At 71.2% G+C, this 19,049-nt stretch carries 17 protein-coding genes; all 17 read right to left on the bottom strand.

Annotated elements, in window-relative coordinates:
* Window positions 1-14 precede the first annotated feature (14 nt).
* The 17 genes from CLV54_RS13860 to CLV54_RS13940 all read right to left on the bottom strand — a co-directional run bounded on the left by CLV54_RS13860 (window position 15) and on the right by CLV54_RS13940 (window position 18,950).
* The gene (locus CLV54_RS13860; protein WP_100345595.1) at window positions 15-1,487 is read right to left on the bottom strand and encodes an SCO6880 family protein; all 1,473 of its coding nucleotides are present in this window, start codon (window positions 1,485-1,487) and stop codon (window positions 15-17) included.
* Between the two features lie 3 nt (window positions 1,488-1,490).
* Complete coding sequence (locus tag CLV54_RS17820; protein WP_100345596.1) at window positions 1,491-2,867, bottom strand: conjugal transfer protein TrbL; 1,377 nt, start codon at window positions 2,865-2,867, stop codon at window positions 1,491-1,493.
* A 34-nt stretch (window positions 2,868-2,901) separates the two neighbouring features.
* Complete coding sequence (locus CLV54_RS13870; RefSeq protein WP_045249057.1) at window positions 2,902-3,171, bottom strand: DUF6112 family protein; 270 nt, start codon at window positions 3,169-3,171, stop codon at window positions 2,902-2,904.
* 70 nt (window positions 3,172-3,241) lie between these two features.
* Entirely contained in the window at window positions 3,242-3,508 is a 267-nt protein-coding gene (locus CLV54_RS13875) for a DUF6112 family protein (protein WP_100345897.1), read from the bottom strand.
* Complete coding sequence (locus tag CLV54_RS13880) at window positions 3,508-4,680, bottom strand: M23 family metallopeptidase (RefSeq protein ID WP_245861741.1); 1,173 nt, start codon at window positions 4,678-4,680, stop codon at window positions 3,508-3,510. Before CLV54_RS13880 ends, CLV54_RS13875 begins: the two co-directional genes overlap by 1 nt.
* A gap of 5 nt (window positions 4,681-4,685) precedes the next feature.
* Window positions 4,686-5,378: a hypothetical protein gene (locus tag CLV54_RS13885; RefSeq protein WP_211294560.1), complete on the bottom strand. Its 693-nt coding sequence runs from the start codon at window positions 5,376-5,378 to the stop codon at window positions 4,686-4,688.
* A 34-nt stretch (window positions 5,379-5,412) separates the two neighbouring features.
* Complete coding sequence (locus tag CLV54_RS13890; RefSeq protein ID WP_100345599.1) at window positions 5,413-6,486, bottom strand: ParB N-terminal domain-containing protein; 1,074 nt, start codon at window positions 6,484-6,486, stop codon at window positions 5,413-5,415.
* Window positions 6,486-7,319, bottom strand: a complete 834-nt coding sequence (locus CLV54_RS13895; protein WP_100345600.1) for a hypothetical protein — start codon at window positions 7,317-7,319, stop codon at window positions 6,486-6,488. Before CLV54_RS13895 ends, CLV54_RS13890 begins: the two co-directional genes overlap by 1 nt.
* 92 nt (window positions 7,320-7,411) lie before the next feature.
* Entirely contained in the window at window positions 7,412-7,825 is a 414-nt protein-coding gene (locus CLV54_RS13900) for a hypothetical protein (protein ID WP_100345601.1), read from the bottom strand.
* On the bottom strand, window positions 7,822-8,469 hold the full coding sequence (locus CLV54_RS13905; RefSeq protein ID WP_245861742.1) for a DUF2637 domain-containing protein: 648 nt from the start codon (window positions 8,467-8,469) through the stop codon (window positions 7,822-7,824). Before CLV54_RS13905 ends, CLV54_RS13900 begins: the two co-directional genes overlap by 4 nt.
* Window positions 8,466-9,362 (bottom strand): bifunctional DNA primase/polymerase, encoded by an 897-nt coding sequence (locus CLV54_RS13910; RefSeq protein WP_100345602.1) that lies wholly within the window; start codon window positions 9,360-9,362, stop codon window positions 8,466-8,468. Before CLV54_RS13910 ends, CLV54_RS13905 begins: the two co-directional genes overlap by 4 nt.
* A 171-nt stretch (window positions 9,363-9,533) precedes the next feature.
* Window positions 9,534-10,610 (bottom strand): helix-turn-helix transcriptional regulator, encoded by a 1,077-nt coding sequence (locus CLV54_RS13915; RefSeq protein ID WP_157802976.1) that lies wholly within the window; start codon window positions 10,608-10,610, stop codon window positions 9,534-9,536.
* A 50-nt stretch (window positions 10,611-10,660) separates the two neighbouring features.
* Entirely contained in the window at window positions 10,661-12,163 is a 1,503-nt protein-coding gene (locus tag CLV54_RS13920) for a multicopper oxidase family protein (protein WP_211294561.1), read from the bottom strand.
* Window positions 12,164-12,177: 14 nt separating this feature from the next.
* Complete coding sequence (locus tag CLV54_RS13925; protein WP_100345605.1) at window positions 12,178-14,775, bottom strand: heavy metal translocating P-type ATPase; 2,598 nt, start codon at window positions 14,773-14,775, stop codon at window positions 12,178-12,180.
* Entirely contained in the window at window positions 14,772-17,225 is a 2,454-nt protein-coding gene (locus CLV54_RS13930) for a phosphoketolase family protein (RefSeq protein ID WP_100345606.1), read from the bottom strand. The genes CLV54_RS13925 and CLV54_RS13930 overlap by 4 nt, the downstream gene beginning before the upstream one ends.
* 52 nt (window positions 17,226-17,277) lie before the next feature.
* Window positions 17,278-18,126 (bottom strand): F510_1955 family glycosylhydrolase, encoded by an 849-nt coding sequence (locus CLV54_RS17570; RefSeq protein ID WP_157802977.1) that lies wholly within the window; start codon window positions 18,124-18,126, stop codon window positions 17,278-17,280.
* 197 nt (window positions 18,127-18,323) lie between these two features.
* Window positions 18,324-18,950: a DUF305 domain-containing protein gene (locus tag CLV54_RS13940; protein WP_100345607.1), complete on the bottom strand. Its 627-nt coding sequence runs from the start codon at window positions 18,948-18,950 to the stop codon at window positions 18,324-18,326.
* Window positions 18,951-19,049: the final 99 nt, after the last annotated feature.

Consider the following 19,049-nt stretch of genomic DNA (forward strand, 5'->3'; position numbering starts at 1 on the left):
GTGCGCGGGGCCGGTCAGACGGTGCGGCACAGCGGCAGTGCGGCGGCGGCGAACGCGGCCGCCTGCTGCCCGACCAGGCGGCGCGTCTCGCACGACGCCTGGATCGCTGCCTGCTCGAGGGCGGACACGGCGCCCTCCAGCTCGTCGAGGGTCGGCGCGGACACGGCGATCAGGCCCGTGTAGCGCAGGATGCCGTGGCCGCTGGTTAGGTCCGCTTCCTGCTGGAGGACATCCTCGAACTCGGCGGACTGCTGCGCATCCTCGATCTGGCCGATCCGCTGACGCTGGTGTGCGTCGCTGATGTACTCGGTCTTCTTCTTGCGGATGTCGCGGGCGGCCTGGTCGGAGCGGATCGGGGTGGCGATCAGCGAGAACGCGCGCCGCACGCCCGAGGACAGCAGGATCGGGGCGAGGAACCCCGGATACACCAGCGACCGGGGCCATTCGGTGATCCACAGCACCGCGTGGAAAGCGGAGTCTGAGCGCAGGTGCTGCCAGCTCTCGGTGAGTGCGACGGGGCCGGCTGTGGCGAGGTTGCGGCCGAGGTCGCGGTGCCGTTCCAGGGTCGCCGCGACGGCTGGGTCATACGCCGAGCGCAGCATGACGGCGATCTCGCCGGGGCCGGCCCACTCCGAAGGGGTCAGGTCCGCGGCGCGCAACGCAGCGGACAGGGTGGTCATTTCCTGGCGCAGCACGGCGGCGGCGCCCCTCATCCCGCCGCCAGCGGTGCGGATCGCGCGGGCTGCGGCGCGCATGTCGAGCGCGACCGAGAGCGTCGTGGCGTGCAGCTCCCCGGCGGGGCCGGCGCGGTCGATGAGCTCGGCGTACACGGTCGAGGTCCACGAGCCGTCGGCGCGGCCGTGCTCGGACCACCACTCGGCCAGGCCGCTGCCGGAGTCGGGCAGCGTGCGCTCCAACACTTGCACGCGCGCGAGCCGTCCCGACCGGCAGCAGGTCGCCAGCACCCGACCCCAGCCCGTGACGCGGCGCTCCTGCTCGCTGGGGTCCAGCAGCACGAACGCGGGATGGGTTACGGTCAGCACCGCCGTCAGGGTCTGGGCGTGCGGGTCGTGGATCATCGCGGCGTCAGTCGCCGGGTCGAGGTACTCTCGCAGCGCCGCGGCGTCGCCGGGCAGAGCGAGCGTGCCGGCCGGGCGAGGCTTGACGATCCGGGCGCGGAACAGCAGTTGCCCGCCCGTGGTCCGCCAGACCCAGCGCAACGCGATCGGCACCCACTCGATGAGCTTCCGGCCGCCGGCAGGCACCCAGGCCAGCACGGCGCAGAGCAGGCAGATCGGGGCGGCGTAGGCCAGCAGGATGCCGCCGCCCATGTAGAGGGCGACGACGATCGACAGCGCCGCGACGGCGAGGACGAGCAGTTGCGACAGCGACAGGCCCAGCAGCACGCCGCGGCGGGTGAGCCGGCTGAACTTCACGGGGTGCAGCTCGGGTTCGTCTCGATGGCCGCCTCGGGTGCGAGATGCCATGACCTACTCCTTCTTCGCCGGGGGCTGCGGACGGGCCGGCGGGTCGGGCTGCCGTGGCGGCGGCGATGCCGGCGCGGCCGGCCGCGCCGGAGCGGACGGCGGGCTGCTCGGCGGTGCGGCCGGGGTGGGCGCGGTCGGCTCGGCGGCGTCTGCGTGCCCACCGACTGCGGCGGCGACGGCGTTGCCGGCCTTGGGTCCGGCAGTCGCGGCGGCTCCTGCGACCTTCGCGCCGACAACGACGGCCGCGCCGATCGGACCTGCAGCGGCCGCGCCGCCACCCGCCGCGGCCGCACCACCGCCCGCAGCACCCGCGCCCGCTCCACCCGCTGATGCGCTGCCACCCCCGGTCCCGCTCGGGGGTGCCCCGGTGGGGGCCGCAGGCCGGCCGCCACCAGAGGGGGCGTCGCCGCCGTCGAGGATCTTCTTCGGGGACGCGCCGTTACCGCCCCCGCTCGGGACCGGCACGGGCCGGTTCATGGCGGACTTGGCCTCCTGTTCGGCCGACATCGCGTGGTACATGTCGAACCCGACGAAGGAGATGAACTTGTAGGTCATGTACGGCGCGAACGCGGCGACGAGCATGAGGACGACGCCGGCGATCGGGTCGCTGATGGAGGCGAGGTCGAGGTCGATTGGTTGGGAGACCTGGGCGACGGCGACGAGGAAGACGACGACGAGGACGAGTTTGGACAGGATCAGGGCGATCACGAACGTCGCCCACTTGCCGAACCAGCCGCGGGTCGCATCCCATGACGCGCCGGCCAGGGCGACCGGGGCGAATACGATCGCGACCAGCAGCAGCGCTTTGCGCACGAGCAGGGAGAACCACACGATCGCGGCGGCGGAGATCGCAAGCCCTGCCAAGAAGATCGTGATGATCGCGCCGACGCCGGGGGCGGCGATGTTGATGCCGGCCAGCGCCCCGCCGAGGAGGGCGATCTTGTCGCCCATGTCTTCCATCGAGTTGCCGGTGGCTTGGACGATGCCGATGCACAACTGGTCGGTGATTTCCAGCAGCGTCCCGGTCAGGGTGAGGACGACGAAGGAGCCGAGCACGGATTTCGCCAGCCCCAGCGCGGCACGGGGCAACGCGCCGGGGTCGCGGCGGATCAGGCCGGTGATGAGCTGGAGGCAGAAGAAGATGAGCATCACGAAGATGGCGACGCCGAACAGCAGGTTGTAGACGCCGACGTACTCGGCGCCGGTGACGTCGACGAGGGTCGTGGTGTCGAACACGGACCACACGGCCTCGAACAGCCATCCCGCGGCGGCGCCCATTGCCTGCGCGAGCCAGTCGAACGGCGCGGCGACCAGGGAGGCGACGCCTTCGCCGACGGCGTCGCAGACGCCGGAGATCACGGGGATGTCGCACACGCTCATGGGCGGCGCTCCCGGTGCGCGCTCGGGCGGCCCGTCATACGCTCTGGCCCACGTTCCAGAAGAAGTTGATGAGGGTGACGCTCGCGCCGCAGATGATCGCCGCGCCGCAGCTGACCAGGACGCCGACCTTGCCGCGGCTGGCGAGGTGGGGGTTGCTGCTGTTCGCGCCGAAGCCCCAGATGATCGCCGAGACGATCAGGGCCAGGACGCTGAGGATCAGGCCCACGGTCATGATCGCGCCGACGATGGTGCGCAGCTGCTCGATACCGGGCAGGCCGGTGCCGTTGGGGTCGATGTCGATCACGGTGGGCTCCTTGACGTTCGCGAGGGATGGGTTCTCGCGAGTCAGGTGCGCGGGCCGTCCCGCGGGGGCGTCAGAGACCGGAGCCGAGGGTGATCAGCCAGTTCAGCCACGCGACGCCGGCGCCGGCGAGCACGGCGGTGCCGAGCGCGACGAGCAGTCCCGTCCGTGCGCGGGTGGCTGTCTGATAGTTGCCGTGTGAGGACGCCAGCGCCCAGGTGATCGCGCAGACGATGAGCATCAGCACGGCGATGATGAGCACGAACATCAGCAGGGCTCCGATGACCTGACGCAGTTCCGTCGCGCCCCCGGTGGCGCCGAAGTCGGGGAACACGTCCATCAGGCCACCCCCGCGCCAGGGCGACATGCAGAGGTGCTGGCGGCGTCCAGGTCGAGCGCGCCATGTTCGGCCAGCCACGGCTCGGAATCAACGGCAGCGGCGTTCGACCCGCCTTCGCGGATCTCGAAGTGCAGGTGGGCTCCGGTGGACTGCCCGGAGGAGCCGACGTCGCCGATGTGCTGTCCGGCCGTCACGGTCTGCCCATCGGTGACGTAGATGGCGTTGGCCCACATGTGCGCGTAGGCGGACGCCACCCGTTGCCCTCCGACCGTGTGCTCGATGACGATGAGGTTGCCGTAGCCGCCGGATGGTCCGGCGTGGGTGACCACGCCGTCGGCGATCGCGAAGATCGGGGTGCCGTCCGCGGCGGCGAGGTCGGTCCCCGTGTGCATCGACCGCTCACCGGTGATGGGGTGGATGCGCATCCCGAACGGGTCGGATCTCACCCAGGTTCCGGTCGGCAGCGGAAACACAATCCTGGTGGTCTCCGGCACGATCGGGGTGGCCGAGCCTCCGCCTCCTCCGCGTGGCGGGGTGGTCAGGACGCGCAGGATCGTCTCGGCCACCGGCCGGTAGTTCTGATAGCGGTCGGGGTAGGCGCTAACCTCGACCGCTTGCGCAGCCTCGCCGGGGTCCATCTGCTGCCAGCCGGGGATGTCGAGCAGCCCGCGCGGGCTCGGGTAGTTGGGGCCGTCAGGTCCGCCGTAGAACGCGCGCGCCTGGTAGTCGGGGTCCATCAGTTCCGCGACGGTTCCCCAGCCGGAGGCGGGTCGCATCTGGAACAGCCCGAGGCTGTCGTGGTCGGCGCCGTTCCCGTCGTTCGGGTAGTCGCCGGACTCGGGATAGGTGCCGGTGTTGGCGAGCATCCGCAGCCGCGATTCGGTCAGGGCAGCCATCAACGCGATGACGACGCCCGGCGCGCCAACGCCACTGGTGCGCCCGCCGACCGTGATGATCGTGGCCGCATGGGTCAGCTGCGTTCGGGTCAGCGTGATCGAGGTGCCGTCCGCCGCGGTCGCGGTCAGCTCCTCCGGGATGGCACCGACCGTCAGGGAGCCGGGCAGGCATGCCGCGGCCTGCATGGCCGGGTTGACCAGTAGCCCGACGGCCAGCAGCGCCGGCGACGGGCCGAGGAAGATCAGCAGCGCGAGGGCGAGGGCGAGCTTCTTCACGCCGATCACCGCAGCGGGTTGTCGAGCTGCGAGAGCCGCAGCAGCCGGCACGGCCCGGTGGAGAACTCCGGCGCCGGTGGGGAGCAGACGATGAACACGGTGAACGACACCGGATGTTCGGAGGTGATCTGCTGCCCGTTCCAGATGCCGGTGCGGTGCCGGGTCGCGTCGATCGTGAACGCGGTGGTGCCCGGTAGCAGTTGGCCGGGCCGGGCCTGCGCGAGTGCGTCCGCCCACCCATCCGGCACGCCGATGCTGTCGATAGTCAGGCTCTGCCGGGTGGCGTAGCCGCGCAGTTGCGCCCAGGCGGAACTCGTCGGCAGGTAGCCGGTGATGTCCGAGGCGAGGCCGTTCTGCTCCCCGGTGCTGGTCTCGACGACCTCGAGCAGGACGTCGGCGATGTCCAGCGGCCCGTAGCCGGCTCCGGCGTCCCAGGTGAACAGGGTGGCCGCGACCGACCGAGCGAACTGCTCTGGGTTATGGGTGAGCCGCACGGCGGCGGGCTCGTCCGCCGTCGGGAATGTCTCGGACGGGTTCGGTGTGGAAGAGGTGCTCGGGGCCGGGGCGGGCGGGGCGTCGCGGCGGGGGCCGGCCAGCAGCCCGTACACGCCGACACCCGCCAGGATCAGCAGCAGGCCGGCGGCGATCAGCGCGAGGATCAGGCGGGTGCGGCGTCCGGGTCGGGTGGTCAGCTCCATGCTGTCCAGGTGCGCGGGGCGTCCCCGCGCTCGCTCAGAGGGCGATCAGACGGTGGGCGCGTGCCGAGCGCATCTGCTCGGCCATCTCGTTCAGCGCGTCGAGCACGGCCTCGAACCCGGCCCACTGCTCCTCGTCGAGCGCGGCGGCGAGCTCGACGGGATCGAAGTGCGAGGTGAAGCCCTGCAAGTCGTCCACGGTGGCGACGAACACCCGCACCGGGTAGCGGGCTGCCTCATCCGGCCCTGCGGCTGTCAGTGTCTGGGCGGGGCGACGCTTGGTCGCCCCGCGGACGCGGGCGAGCGTCTCGGCGGCGACGCGCTCCAGTCCGGCCGCGCGGGTGGTGGCCTGCTGGCTGCGCAAGCGGGCGAGCGCGCGGGCCGCGGCGTCGCGGACCCCGCCGGGCTCGGTGTCGTCCTCGGCCAGACGCTCCAGTTCGGCGAGGGACTGCTCGGCCTGCGCCCGCCGGTAGGCGGGGCTGACGGGTCCGCCCTGGCCGATCGCGTCCAGCCCGGCCTGGGCGGATTCGCGCACGGACGCCGGCTGCGCCGCATCGGCGGCGAGTTCCTCCAGCCGGCCGATCTGCTCCAGCTTCGTGTATCCCTTCTTGCCGGTGACGATCAGCGCCGCCTGCTCGCGGGTGTCACCGGCTTCAGTCTGCGGTGCCGTCGATTCGGCGGCACCGTCTGACCTGGGGTTTCTTCCTTCCGCGGTGAACCTGCTGGCCTCCTGGCGGCGGGCGGCGTCCGCGGCGAGCTCGGCGCGCAGCTCCCGGTACAGAGATGCCTTTTCCAGGTCGGTGTAGTCCAGGCGGAGCTGGTTCTCGTCCTGCTCCGCCAGCAGCAGGGAGAGCTTGTCGGAGATCCCGGTGCGCACCCACACGTTCACGGTCTTCAGCCCGAGGTACTGCGCCGCCAAGTAGCGCCGTCCGCCACAGATGAGCAGCCCGTCAGGGGCGATCGTCAGCGGGTGCAGGAACCCCTGACGACGGATCGACTCCGCCAGCTCCGGGATGTTGCCCTGCTCGCGCCGGTGCCGATAGCCCATGCGGATCGCGTCGAGAGACCACTCCAGTTCGATGTGCCCGGCAGTCGGGTCGCTCTCGCTCATCACACCTCGCCCCCGCGGACGGTGATCGGGTTGGCGAGGATGATCGTCAGGGCCAGGTCGTCGTCGGCGGCGATCTCGGCGACCGGATACCCGCGGGTCAGGCGCAGCAGCACTCCGCGGCCGGTGTTGGTCGCCGCGAGCGTCGGGTCCGGGCTGCCGAGCACGACCCGCAGCAGTGTCGTCCACGACACCCGCGGCATATCCAGCAGCGCGCGGGCGTGCTTGTCGCGGCGCAGCGACTCGTAGGCGGCTCGCCGCGATCCGGTCTCGATGAGCCGTCCGCTGATGTACTCGATCGCGGCGCGGGTGAGGTCCTCGGGCCAGTCCAGCGCGACGAACAGGGCGATGGTCTCCTCGAGGGCGCGGCGTGCCTGCTCGGAGCGGTCGTCGCTCTCGTCGTCTGTGTCCTCGGGTGCATCGACGCGGAACGCCGGGTGGTACTCGGTGATCGAGGTCTCCCGGTCGGAGAACCGCTCGGCCTCGTGGAAGCCGGAGTATTCGGCGCGGCGGGCCTGATGGGTGGAGCACAGCATCCCGGCGGCCTGCTCGTCGGCCTTCAGGGTGATGTCCACCGCGCGGGTGACGACCGCCCACGGGTCGTCGGCACGGCGCACCGAGGACGAGCGCATCGCGTCGAACGCGGCCGGGGCGGCGTCCTCGGGCTCCTGCCGGTGCTTGCGGGCCAGGCCCGCGTACTTGCGGATCGTGTACTGCATCAGCGCCGCCGCCTCCGGGTCGGAGCGCCATGCGCCAGGGCCGGCGTCGTGCAGGCGGACGAGCAGAACGCGAAGTCCCTCGCTCGTGGCGAACGCGGGCTGAGTGGTGTGCAGCATGATCGGGCACCTCCTGTGTGACAGGTAGGTGCGCGGGCACTCCCCAGCGGCCGGCCGGACGCTGAGGAAGGTGCGCATACTGGGGCTCCGGCCTACTTCAGCCCGAGGGGTTCGAGCGAGGTCTGCGCGGCCGGGGTGTTCACACCGAACGCGGTCACCGGGGCGAGCCGGTGCGAGCGGCGCGCGATCCCGCGACGGGAGACCGCGACCGCGTTGGACGGCAGCCGCCGGGTCCGGCGGGCCAGCTCCGCCTGGAAGTCGATGCCCCGGCTCGATGCGCGCCCGCTCAGGCTGACGAACAGGTCGGTCGGACGCACCCACGCCACCGTGCTGCGGGCCGACGTCGCGGCCGGCGACGTGCCCGCAGCCTGACGGGACGGGTCGCCATGCACCGCGAGCTCGGACACGTCCGGCTCTGACCGCTCGGCGGCCGGGCGAACCAGCTGCGGGCCGGCCGCGCGCAGGTGGTCGTGAGACGGCTGCCCGTCGTGGATCGCGTCGCTCATGAGGGCGTTCCTTCCGTGTCGGCGGTCGCGGTGATCGCTATCGGAGAGGTGCGCGCTCCCAGCCACCGGCCCACGGTCGAGGGATGCACGCCGACGTGCCGAGCGATCCGCTTGTTCGACCAGCCCTCGTCGCGCAGCACTACGGCGAGCTCCCGCCCGGACGCCGGCGGCTCCGCCGGTTCGGCCGGCTCCGCACTAAAGTGCGGCATGGGTTCCGGGGCCGGCTCGGAAACGGACGGGCGGGCCCGGGTAAGGGCGACGGTGAGATGGGTGATCGCGAGCAGCACGAGCGGCGGCACGGCGGCGACCGAGGCGGCGAGTACTGCCGGCACATCCGCGTCGGCGGCGACAATCGCGTGGATCGCGTTCGCGGTGACCGACACGAGGGCGCCGGCCATCAGCAGCAGCCACGGATACCAGGCCGTGCGCTGCCCGGCGAGGGCGACGACCGCGACCGTGGCGACGACGATGATGCCGTCCACGATGAGGGGCCAGGCCCATGCCTGCGCATCGTCGATCCCGGAGCGACGCGCGAGATCCGCCAGTGCGGTGAAGGACAGCCAGAACGCACCGATCGCGATGAACACCGTTCCCGCAATCGCGGTGCCGACGACGAATCGCCGCACCTGGGGCTGACCGTTCACAAGGCCGCCCGGATCGGGGGCTGCGCCGCTGCCGCCGACCCGCCCGCGAGCGCGGGCCGGGCCGGCGCGTGCGGCAGTACGGTCCGGTATGCGGATCGGATCGTCGTGGTGATCTCCGGCACCGGCAGGCCAGCCCGTTCGGCCGCCGGCCCGAGGACGGCGTGCGCGTCCGCGGACGAGACGCCCGCCTCGGCGGCGCGGCACGCCGCCCAGAACAGGGCACGGTTACGTTCGCCCTCCCCGCGCGCGGCGACCCACCGAGCCAGCCGCTCAGGGTCCAGGTCTCCGACACGATCCCTCGGCCCCGCCCACGGAGCGGGCGCCGGACGCGGGTCCAGCAGCTCACGCAAGGCGGGCGCGTCGACCGGGAGCGCGTCGGAGCTCGCGGTGGCGATCACGGCGTAGGAGCGCTCCCCGTTGTGGCCAACCACCGTCGAAGGCGGCACGACGATGTAGCCGCCATCGCCGCGGAAGTCGACGTGCGCGGCCGGCGCCTGCCAGGAACGGTGCGGGACGCCGGGGGTCGCCGGGTAGTAGGCGTGCAATCCGCCGGACGGGGAGCGCACCAGCGCGGCCCATCCGTCGATCAGGCCGGCGCGCTGCGCTCGACCGAATGCGGCGTACCCGGTCCCGGCCGGATGGACGTCGACGTCGACCACCTCGAACCCGGAGACGGCGCCGGTCGGAACGCCGATGTTCGCCGTCGGCCATCGCCGCCACCAGGCAGCGACCTGACGCGGCTCGGCGCTCGCGTCGTGGAAGCCGTGCTCAGTGCGCGGCTCCTTGCCGCGAGGCCGGCACGGAAAGGCGGGGACGCCGGCCTCGGCGAGCGTCCGTGCCGCGTCCGGCAACGGCATCAAGGCGACGGCGCGCAGCACGGTGCCGATGTCCATAGCCGACCTCCTCCCTGCGCCCCCGATCCGAGGCTCGCTTCATGGCTTGCGACCATGAGGTGCGCGAGGTTCACCTCGCAGCGGGCAGACGGACGATCGGTGAGTGCGCCGTCAGGCGCAGCGGTGAACCGGACGTATCAGCCCGGCCTACCGGCAGGGCGCAGAGGTCGTCTAGGGAAGACGCCGAATGTGAGCGTCGCGGCGCGAATCACGCGACACGGCACGCGTTACGGGCTCAAGGACCGGGGTGAGGGCGCACACGCCACGGCACGACTCACACGGCATCGCGCCGGTGCAGGAAGGATGCGGATGCCGCCGGTACTGCCTGGGGGTGATTCCGAAGCGCTTGCGGAACCATACTGCCGCAACTCGCGCGTCCTTCCATCCGACTTGCCGGGATGCGTCGGCGATAGGCAGGTCGGTTTCCTCGATTAGTCGCGTGAACTCCGTCAGGCGGATCTCGATGAGGAACCGCATGGGGGCGACGCCGACCTGCTGGGTGAACCCGCGCGTGAGATGGGCGCGGGAGACGGCCACCTCCGCGGCTAGCCTGCCGACCGTCCACGGCTCGGCCATGCGCGAGCGCAACAGCTCGACCGAGCGGCGCACGGGGCGAGCGATCGGCGGCTGCGCGAGCCGGCCGCGCACTGGGAGGACTAACCTGTCCGGCACGGCGCCGTCCTCGGCGAGCAGCGTTGGCAGGGCGATCTCAACAGCGCGGGAGAACAGAGAGATCAGTCGCGTGGTCGCGACCTCCGGTGGCGCGGTCTCGTTCACGAGGCTGATCTGGCGCCAGAGCGGTTCGATGCGGTGCAGGATGTCCACGCCGGGCTGCAGCACGAGTGCCGAGCCGTCCCACGCGTCGGGATGCAGGCCTGGGCGGACCCGCGTGATGTCGGCGAGCACCCATCGCATGTGCGAGCGGAGGAAGGATTCGTCGAAGAACAGGGTCCATAGCCGCACAGTTGGCGCCGGACGCACTGAGCACCACATGCCGGCCCCGAGAGTCATCGCGAAGCCCGGCGTCAGCTCGTGGATGCCTGTGGCTGTCTCGATATGTGCCGCGCCCTCGAGGACGTGGACGATCTTGGCGTGCCCGAACACCGCGCGGTGGATGCGTTCGGTGCGCACGCTCTCCACCGCCGACAACGGCGGCCCGGCCGGCCTGCCAATAACGTAGCGGCCGCCGGTGCCGTCAAGATCCTGCAGGGGTGCGGCCGCATCCCGTCGGTTCACTGGCGCCGTCACGCGTTCATTGATGCGACCAGCTGGGTGGCCTCTGGTAGGTTGCGCCGTGGTCACGACCGATAGCCGATGACAGTGGTCATGCCGGTTTCGGCGTGGTAGATGTTGTGGCAGTGCGCGATCCAGAGGCCGGGGTTGTCGGCGTCGAAGTCGACGGTGAGGGTCTGTTTCGGCAGGATGATCGAGGTGTCCTTCCGCGGGCCGTCGTCCTGGTGCTGGTATGTGTGCCCGTGCAGGTGGAACGGGTGCCACATCTCGGTGTCGTTGGTGATCGTGAGCCGAACGCGTTCGCCTTCCCGGATCTCGTGCGCTGCGTCCAGGGGCTGGGTCATGTCGAACCGCCGCCCGTCGATGCCCCAGTCGTAGTCGGCCATCCCTCCGGTGAGCGCGATCGCGATGGACCGGTCAGGCTGCCGGGAGGACAGCGCCGCACGGCTGTCGGCGGCCAGCAGCTGCGCGGTCCCGACTCGGCTGCTGCTCAGCTCCGGGATGCTCACGTCGGCCGCCGGGGCAGTGGCCGCGGCGGCGGTGCGGATGACCGCAAAGCCGCGAGCTCGCTTCCCCTCGGCTTGAGCGATGAGCGGGAACGCCCCGTCGCCCAGAGTGATGGTCGCGTCGTAGCGTTCGCCCATCCCAATCAGGATGCTGTCAACCTCCACCGGGGTCACGGGGAACCCGTCGCTGTGGGTGATGGTCAAACCGTGGCCGCCGACTGCGAGACGGAACGCAGTGTCGCTGCCGGCGTTGATGATCCTCAATCGGACCCGGTCGCCGGGCTTGCCGGTGAACTGGGTGGGGTCGTCGACCGGCTTCCCGTTGATGAGGTAGAGGGGGTAGTAGACATCGCCGGCGTCGCCGCCGAGCAGGTCGGAGGTGGCGCCCATGAGCGTGTTGCCCATCCGCATGAACATGTCGTCCATTCCGCCCATGTCACCCATCCCGGCGGAGAGTTCTTCGAGTACCTGGTCGGGGGTGGCGGTGACGCCGTCGAGCCAGTCGTCGAGGATGATCACCCATTCGTCGTCGTAGGCCAGCGGTTCGTTCGGGTCCTCGACGATCAGGGCGCCGTAGAGGCCGCGGTCCAGTTGCACGCCGACGTGGGGGTGGAACCAGTAGGTGCCAGGGTCGGGGACGATGAACTCGTAGTCGAAGGCTGCGCCGGCGCCGACGGGCTCCTGCGTGACGGGGGGCACCCCGTCCATGTCGTTGCGCAGCGCGATCCCGTGCCAGTGCACGGAGGTGTCGGTGTCGAGCTGGTTGCGGACGGTGGCCTGGAGGGTGTCTCCGGCGCCGAGGCGGATCACTGGGGCCGGGGTCGAGCCGAAGGCCCAGGTGGCGGCTGTCTTGCCGGCCAGGTCCAGCACGAGCGGCGCGGCGGCAAGGGTCGCGGTGGTGACCTTGCCGGTGCCGCCACGTCGCCGCTCCGCATCCTTCACTGGAGTGCCGTCCGGTTGCACCCAGGTCGCTGCCGGCGCGCAGGACGCTAGGGCGACGGTGGCGAGCGCGCCGACGCTGACGCCAAGGAAGCCACGGCGGGTGAGGGACGCGCTGAGCACAGGACGACTCGTGCTCACGGCTGCACCTCGTTCTCGAGCACAGCCGTTGGCGCGGCGCTTGCGCTGGGTTGTGCCGGTAGCCGCAGTCGCTTGAGGAGGAGGGCGTTGACGGCGACGATGACGGAGGAGCCGGACATGCTGATCGCCGCGATCTCGGGGGTGAGCATGATCCCGAACGCGGGGTAGAACACGCCGGCCGCGATCGGCAGGGCGATCGCGTTGTAGCCGACGGCCCAGCCGAGGTTCTGGCGCATCTTCCGCAGCGTGCCCTTGCCGATCTTGAGCGCGATCGCGACATCCAGCGGGTCGGAGCGCATCAGGACGACGTCGGCGGTCTCGATCGCGACGTCGGTGCCGGCGCCGATCGCGATGCCGAGGTCGGCTTGGGCCAGCGCGGGGGCGTCGTTGACGCCGTCGCCGACCATCGCGACCTTCTTGCCCGTCTTCTGCAGCTCGGCGATCTTGGCGGATTTGTCTTCGGGGAGCACGTCGGCGATCACGGTGTCGATGCCCAGCAGTGCGGCGATGCGGTCGGCGGTGGGTTTGTTGTCGCCGGTGAGCATGGCCACCTCGATGCCCTGTTCGTGGAGGGCGTCGATGGCGGCTTTGGCGGTGTCGCGGGGCGCGTCGGCCAGAGCGATGACGCCGGCGATCTGCCCGTCGACGGCGAACATGATCGCGGTGCGTCCACCGTCGGCGAGGGCCTGCTGCTGCGCGGCGACCGGGGAGATGTCGATGCCTTCGGCGGCCATCAGGCGGGCGTTGCCAAGCACGACCTGCTTCCCGTCGACGGTGGCGGTCGCGCCTTGGCCGGTCACGTTGCGGAACGCGGTCGCGGTGCGGCGGGGGATGTCACGGCTGTCGGCGTACTGCACGATCGCTTTGGCCAGCGGATGCTCGGACTCCCGCTCGAGTGCGGCCGCGAGGGAGAGCAGCTCGAGGTCGTCCATCCCGACCGGGAGATAGTCAGTGACCTCCGGTTCCCCCTTGGTGAGGGTGCCGGTCTTATCCAGCACCACCGTGTCGATGTGGGCGGCGGTCTCGATCCCGGAGGCGTTCTTGAACAGCACCCCGCGCTTGGCACCGAGCCCGGTGCCGACCATGATCGCGGTCGGGGTCGCCAGGCCGAGCGCGTCGGGACAGGTGATGACGACGACGGTGATGGCGAACAGGATCGCCATCGGCAGCTCGGCCCCGGCGAGGAACCACACCAGGAAGGTGAGGGTGCCGCCGATCAGGGCGACCAGGACGAGCCAGAACGCGGCCCGGTCGGCGAGACGCTGGCCTGGGGCTTTGGAGTTCTGCGCCTCCTGCACGAGCTTCACGATCTGCGCCAGCGCCGTGTCGGCGCCGACCTTCGTGGCCCGCACCCGGAGGGTGCCGACGGTGTTCACGGTCGCGCCGATCACCTCGGCGCCGGGGGCCTTCTCCACCGGCATGGATTCGCCGGTGACCATCGACTCGTCGACCTCGGATTCGCCCTCCTCGACGGTGCCGTCCGTGGGGACTTTCGCACCGGGGCGGATCAGCATCAGATCGCCCGGGACGACCTCGGAGGTGGGGATCTCAACCTCGTTGCCGTCGCGGAGGACGACCGCGCGGGCCGGCGCGAGCTCCAGCAGTCGGCGGATCGCGTCGTTCGCCCCGCCGCGGGCCCGCATCTCCACCCAATGGCCCAGGAGCACGAAGGTGGCCAGCACGGTCGCAGCCTCGTAGAACACCTCGCCGCCGCCGGTCAGGGTGATGATCAGACTGTAGAGCCAGCCGGCGCCGACCCCCACCGCGACCAGCACCATCATGTCCAGCGTCCTCGCCCGCAGCGCCCGGTAGGCGCCGTCGAAGAAGATCCACGCCGAGTAGAAGATCACCGGCAGCGACAGGATCAGCATGAACACGTCATCGCGCAGCCCGAACGGGGCCGGCACCTCGAACCCGATCACCTCCCGCCCGATCGGGGACCACAAGGTGATCGGGATCGACAGGATCAGGGCGACCAGGAACCGGTTTCGCATGTCGCGGATCATCGACTCCATCGACATGCCGCCGTGGTGCCCGCCGTGCCCCATCATGTCCTGCGCGCTATGGCCCGCCGCCGCACTCCCACCGTGATCGTGCCCGCCGGCGACGGCCGCCCCGGCGCGGCCCGCGTGCGCGGCCGCTTCCCCCGCGTGGGCGTGGTCGTCGGAGCCCGAGCCGCTCGGGTGTTCGGCAGCGGCGCCGGTGCCGGCGTGATGCTGATGGACCTCGGGTTGGTCGGCGTCAGCGTGCGCATCGTGCCCTGCGTGCGCAGCGTCTCCGGCGTGCGCACCGTGGTCCGCGTGCTCGTCGGGTGCGGCCTGGGCAGGGTGGGCGTGCGGGTCGTGCGCGGGATCGCAGATGTGGTCCGGGACGGACTGGCCGGCGCAGTGGTAGCCGCAGTCGATGACCCATTGCTGCAGGTGCGCGACCGAGGTGGTCTCGGGGTCGTAGGTGACGGTCGCGGTCTGCGAGACCGGGTTCGCGTCGACGCTGATCACCCCGGGCTGGCGCCCCAGGTGGGCTTCGGTGACGTTCTTGGAGGTCGCGCGGATCATGCCACCCACCTGCAGGGTCACGGTTCTGGTGTCGCTCATTTCGGTTCCTTTCCGATGGCGGGGTCGGTGGTGTCGGGGTGGGGCCAGTGCCAGTCGGCGACGGCGGGAATGTCGGTGCCGTGCTCGCGAGTGTGGGCGCGGGCATGCAGGCGGGCGTCCTGCAGCTGCTGCCGCAGCTCCGCGTGGCGGGCGGCCAGGCCCGGGACGTGGTCGAGGACGTCGATCGCGAGCCGGTACCGGTCGAGGTCGTTGAGCATGACCATGTCGAACGGGGTCGTGGTGGTGCCCCGCTCCTGGAAGCCGTGCACGTGCAGGTTCTGGTGCCCGGCGCGCTTGTAGGTGAGCCGGTGGATCAGCCATGGGTAGCCGTGGTAGGCGAAGATCACCGGCTTGTCGGGGGTGAAGATCGCATCGAACTCCCGGTCCGGCAGCCCGTGCGGGTGCTGGTCCTCGGATTGCAGCCGGGTCAGGTCGACCACGTTCACCACCCGCACTCTCAGATCGGGGACGTGCTCGCGCAGCAGCGCCGCCGCGGCGAGCACCTCGAGGGTGGGGACGTCGCCGGCGGCGGCGAGCACCACATCCGGCTCGGTGCCCTCGGTCTCGGTGCCCGCCCACGGCAGGATGCCCAGCCCGCGGGTGCAGTGCTCGATCGCCTCGTCCATCGTGAGCCACTGCGGGGCGGGCTGCTTCCCGGCGACGACGACGTTGATGTAGCCGGCCGAGCGCAGGCAGTGGTCGTAGGTGGACAGCAGCGTGTTCGCGTCGAACGGCAGGTAGACGCGGACGATGTCGGGGCTCTTGTTCAGGGCGAGGTCGATGAACCCGGGGTCCTGGTGGGAGAACCCGTTGTGGTCCTGCCGCCAGACATGGCTGGAGAGCAGGTAGTTGAAGCTCGGGATCGGGTCCCGCCAGGCCACCTCCCGGGCGGCTTCCAGCCACTTGGCGTGCTGGTTGAACATCGAGTCGACGATGTGGGTGAACGCCTCGTAGCAATTGAACAGCCCATGCCGGCCGGTGAGCACGTAGCCCTCGAGCCAGCCCTGGCACTGGTGCTCGCTGAGCACCTCCATCACCCGCCCGGTCGGGGCCAGGTGCTCGTCGACGGGCTCCACAGCCGCGTTCCACTGCTTGCCCGTCGCCGAGTAGACGGGTGGGGCGAGCCGGTTGGAGGCGGTCTCGTCCGGGCCGAAGATGCGGAAGTTGTCCGGGTTGTCCCGGATCACCCCCGCCAGCCACTCGCCCAGCACCCGGGTCGCTTCCCCGGTCGACGCGCCGCGCGCGGCGGGGTCGACCGGGTGGGCGTGCTCCCGGAAGTCCGGGAGCCGCAGCGGGATCGTGAGTTGTCCGCCGTTGCCGGCCGGGTTCGCGCTCATCCGCCGATCCCCCTCCGGCGCGATCGCGACCGTGGCCGGGCGCGGGGCGCCGGTCACGTCGAACAGCCCGTGCGGGCGGTAGGACGCCAGCCAGTCCTCGAGGATCCGCAGGTGCTCGGGGGTGTCGCGGACCTCGGCGAGCGGCACCTGGTGGGCCCGCCAGGTGCCCTCCACCGGCAGACCGTCGATCACCTTCGGGCAGGTCCACCCCTTCGGACTGCGCAGCACGATCGCCGGCCACGCCGGCCGCCCCGCCAGCGTCCCGGCCGCCGCGGCGGCCTTGATGTCCGCGATCTCATCCAGCACCGCATCCAGCACCGCCGCGAACGCCGCGTGGGACTCCTGCGGGGTCTCGCCATCGAAGCCGACCGTGACGACGTGGGGGTCGTGGCCGTAGCCGCGCAGCAGCGCGACCAGCTCCTCCTCGGGGATGCGCGACAGCACGGTCGGGTTGGCGATCTTGTACCCGTTCAGATGCAGGATCGGCAGCACCACCCCGTCATGGGCGGGGTTGAGGAACTTGTTGCCGTGCCACGCGGTCGCCAACGGCCCGGTCTCCGCCTCCCCGTCCCCGATCACGCAGGCGACCAGCAGGTCCGGATTGTCGAACGCGGCCCCGTAGGCGTGCACGAGGGAGTAGCCCAGCTCCCCGCCCTCGTTGATCGACCCGGGCGTCTCGGGGGACGCGTGCGAGGGGATCCCGCCCGGGAAGGAGAACTGCCGGAACAGCGCCCGCAGCCCGTCCTCGGTGCGTTCGATGCCCGGGTAGCGTTCGGTGTAGGTGCCGTCCAGGTAGGCGTTGGCGACCATGCCCGGGCCGCCGTGCCCCGGCCCGGTCACGTACAGGGTGTTCAGGTCGCGGTCGCGGATGGCACGGTTCAGGTGGGCGTAGAGGAAGTTCAGGCCCGGGGTGGTGCCCCAATGCCCCAGCAGCCGCGGCTTGATGTCGTCCCGGCTGAGGCGGTGGCGCAGCAACGGATTGCCCTGCAGGTAGATCTGGCCGATGCTCAGATAGTTCGCCGCCCGCCACCATGCGTCCACCGCGTCCAGTGCCGCGGGGTCGACGGGTCCGGCGCGGCGCGCCCAGCTGCTCGCCGCTGTCGTAGGGGTCATGGTCGGTCTCCTTCCGATCTGCGACCGGTCGGGCCGCTGCCGTGGATGGTGGTCATGATGCACTCGCCGGGAGGGCGGTGGTGGACACGGTGCCGCGGATCCAGACGATGCCGCGGTCGTCCAGGAGCACGATCGCGCCGTCGGCGGTCACGCCGAGCGCCTGGACGGTGCCGGTGGCGGTGCCCAGGCGTGTCCACGAGCCGTCGACCAGGCGCCACAGGCTGCCCTCGGTGTCGACGCCGACGACCCCGCCACCTGAATCGGCCTCCAGCAGATACAGCAGCGGGGCATCCGGGACGGCGGTGAAGGTGGCGCCGGCGTCTCGGCTTTCCTGCACGCCCTCCTGGGTCGCCGCGTAGAGGGTGCCGTCGGCGGCGACGGCGAGGTCGGCGGCGGGCAGCTCGGCCCCGTCGATCCAGGTGGCGCCGCCGTCGGGGCTCGTGCGCACGGTGATCGAGCTGGACCCGATCCCGTAGATCGCCCCGGCACCGCTGGCGGTCAGAACGTGGAAGTCCTCCTGCCCGGTGAACGCGACCGGCTCCCACGACTGCCCCGCGTCGGTACTGCGCAGCACGCCCAGGTTGGGCGCGCCGAGCTCCGGCGGCGTGGTGGGGCCGGGATGGCCGGAGGCGTAGAAGATGTCGCCGGCGCGGGTCAGGCCCATCGCGTCGAAGTCATGGCCGCCGACCGGTCCGGCAACGGTGCCGTCCTCGGTCAGCGTGTACAGGCCGGTGTGGGTGCCCAGCAGCACCGTGCCGTCACCGGCGTCGACGATGCCGTGCACATGTCCGAGGTCCTCCAACCTCGGCGACGCGGACGTCTGGGGCGTCGGGCTCGTGCAGCCAGTGACCAGCAGCGCCACCGCAGCAGCGAGCGTCGTGATCGTGAGACGACGGTTCATGCGATCGCCTGGATGACGAGGATGGTCCCCGCAGACAAGATGACCAGGGCGAGGAAGATGGCCACGAAACAAGCGGCGAGGGTCCGAGAAGTCATGACGGCCTTTCGACAATCCGACGCGGCCCGCGACGGCGGGCACGCGGTCGGGTCTCGGGCGGAGCGAGTCGGGGTAGTGACCGCTCCGCCCGAGGGTCCGGGTCAGAGGGTGGCGAGGATGCCCTGCATCGTGGTGATCTCGGCGGTCTGCCCGTCGATGATCTGCTGCGCCAGCGTGGCGACATCCGGGTTCTGTCCGTTGTCCAGCACCATCTGCGCCATCGTGACCGCGCCCTGGTGGTGGGTGATCATGCCCTCCAGGAACAGCCGGGTCGCCTCGACGCCGGTCGCGGCATCCAGGGCGGCCATGTCCTCCTCAGACATCATCCCGTCGCCGTGGTCCATGCCTTCCATCCCGCCCATGCCGGACATGGAGTCGTCGTAGGGGATGCCCCAGTCCTCCAACCAGCCCTTCATGGTCTGGATCTCGGGGTCCTGGGCGGCCTTGACCTGCTGCGCGAGGTCGACGACCCGCTCGTCGATGCCGTCCTTGGCGAGGATCTGGTCGGCCATCTGGATGGCCTGCTCGTGATGCGGGATCATCATCGTCACGAACATCTCGTCCGCGGCGTTGAACGCGGCGTCGGCGGTGGCCGAGGGGGTGCTGCTGGTCATGCCGCCGGAGCCGTGATCCATGCCGGGCATGGAGCCGCCGGTCGGGGCGCAGCCAGCGAGCACGAGCGCGGCGGTGAGCGCGCCGGTCGTCAGCGCGAGAGTGCGGAAACGCATGGTGGGTGTCCTTGTCTGTCAGTCGATTGGGGTGAGTTGATTCCTGCTGCCGCGAGTGGGCAGGCCGAGGCATCCTGCCGGGCACGAAGATCGCGCCGG

The sequence above is a fragment of the Compostimonas suwonensis genome, from assembly GCF_002797855.1.
Lineage (GTDB): Bacteria > Actinomycetota > Actinomycetes > Actinomycetales > Microbacteriaceae > Compostimonas > Compostimonas suwonensis.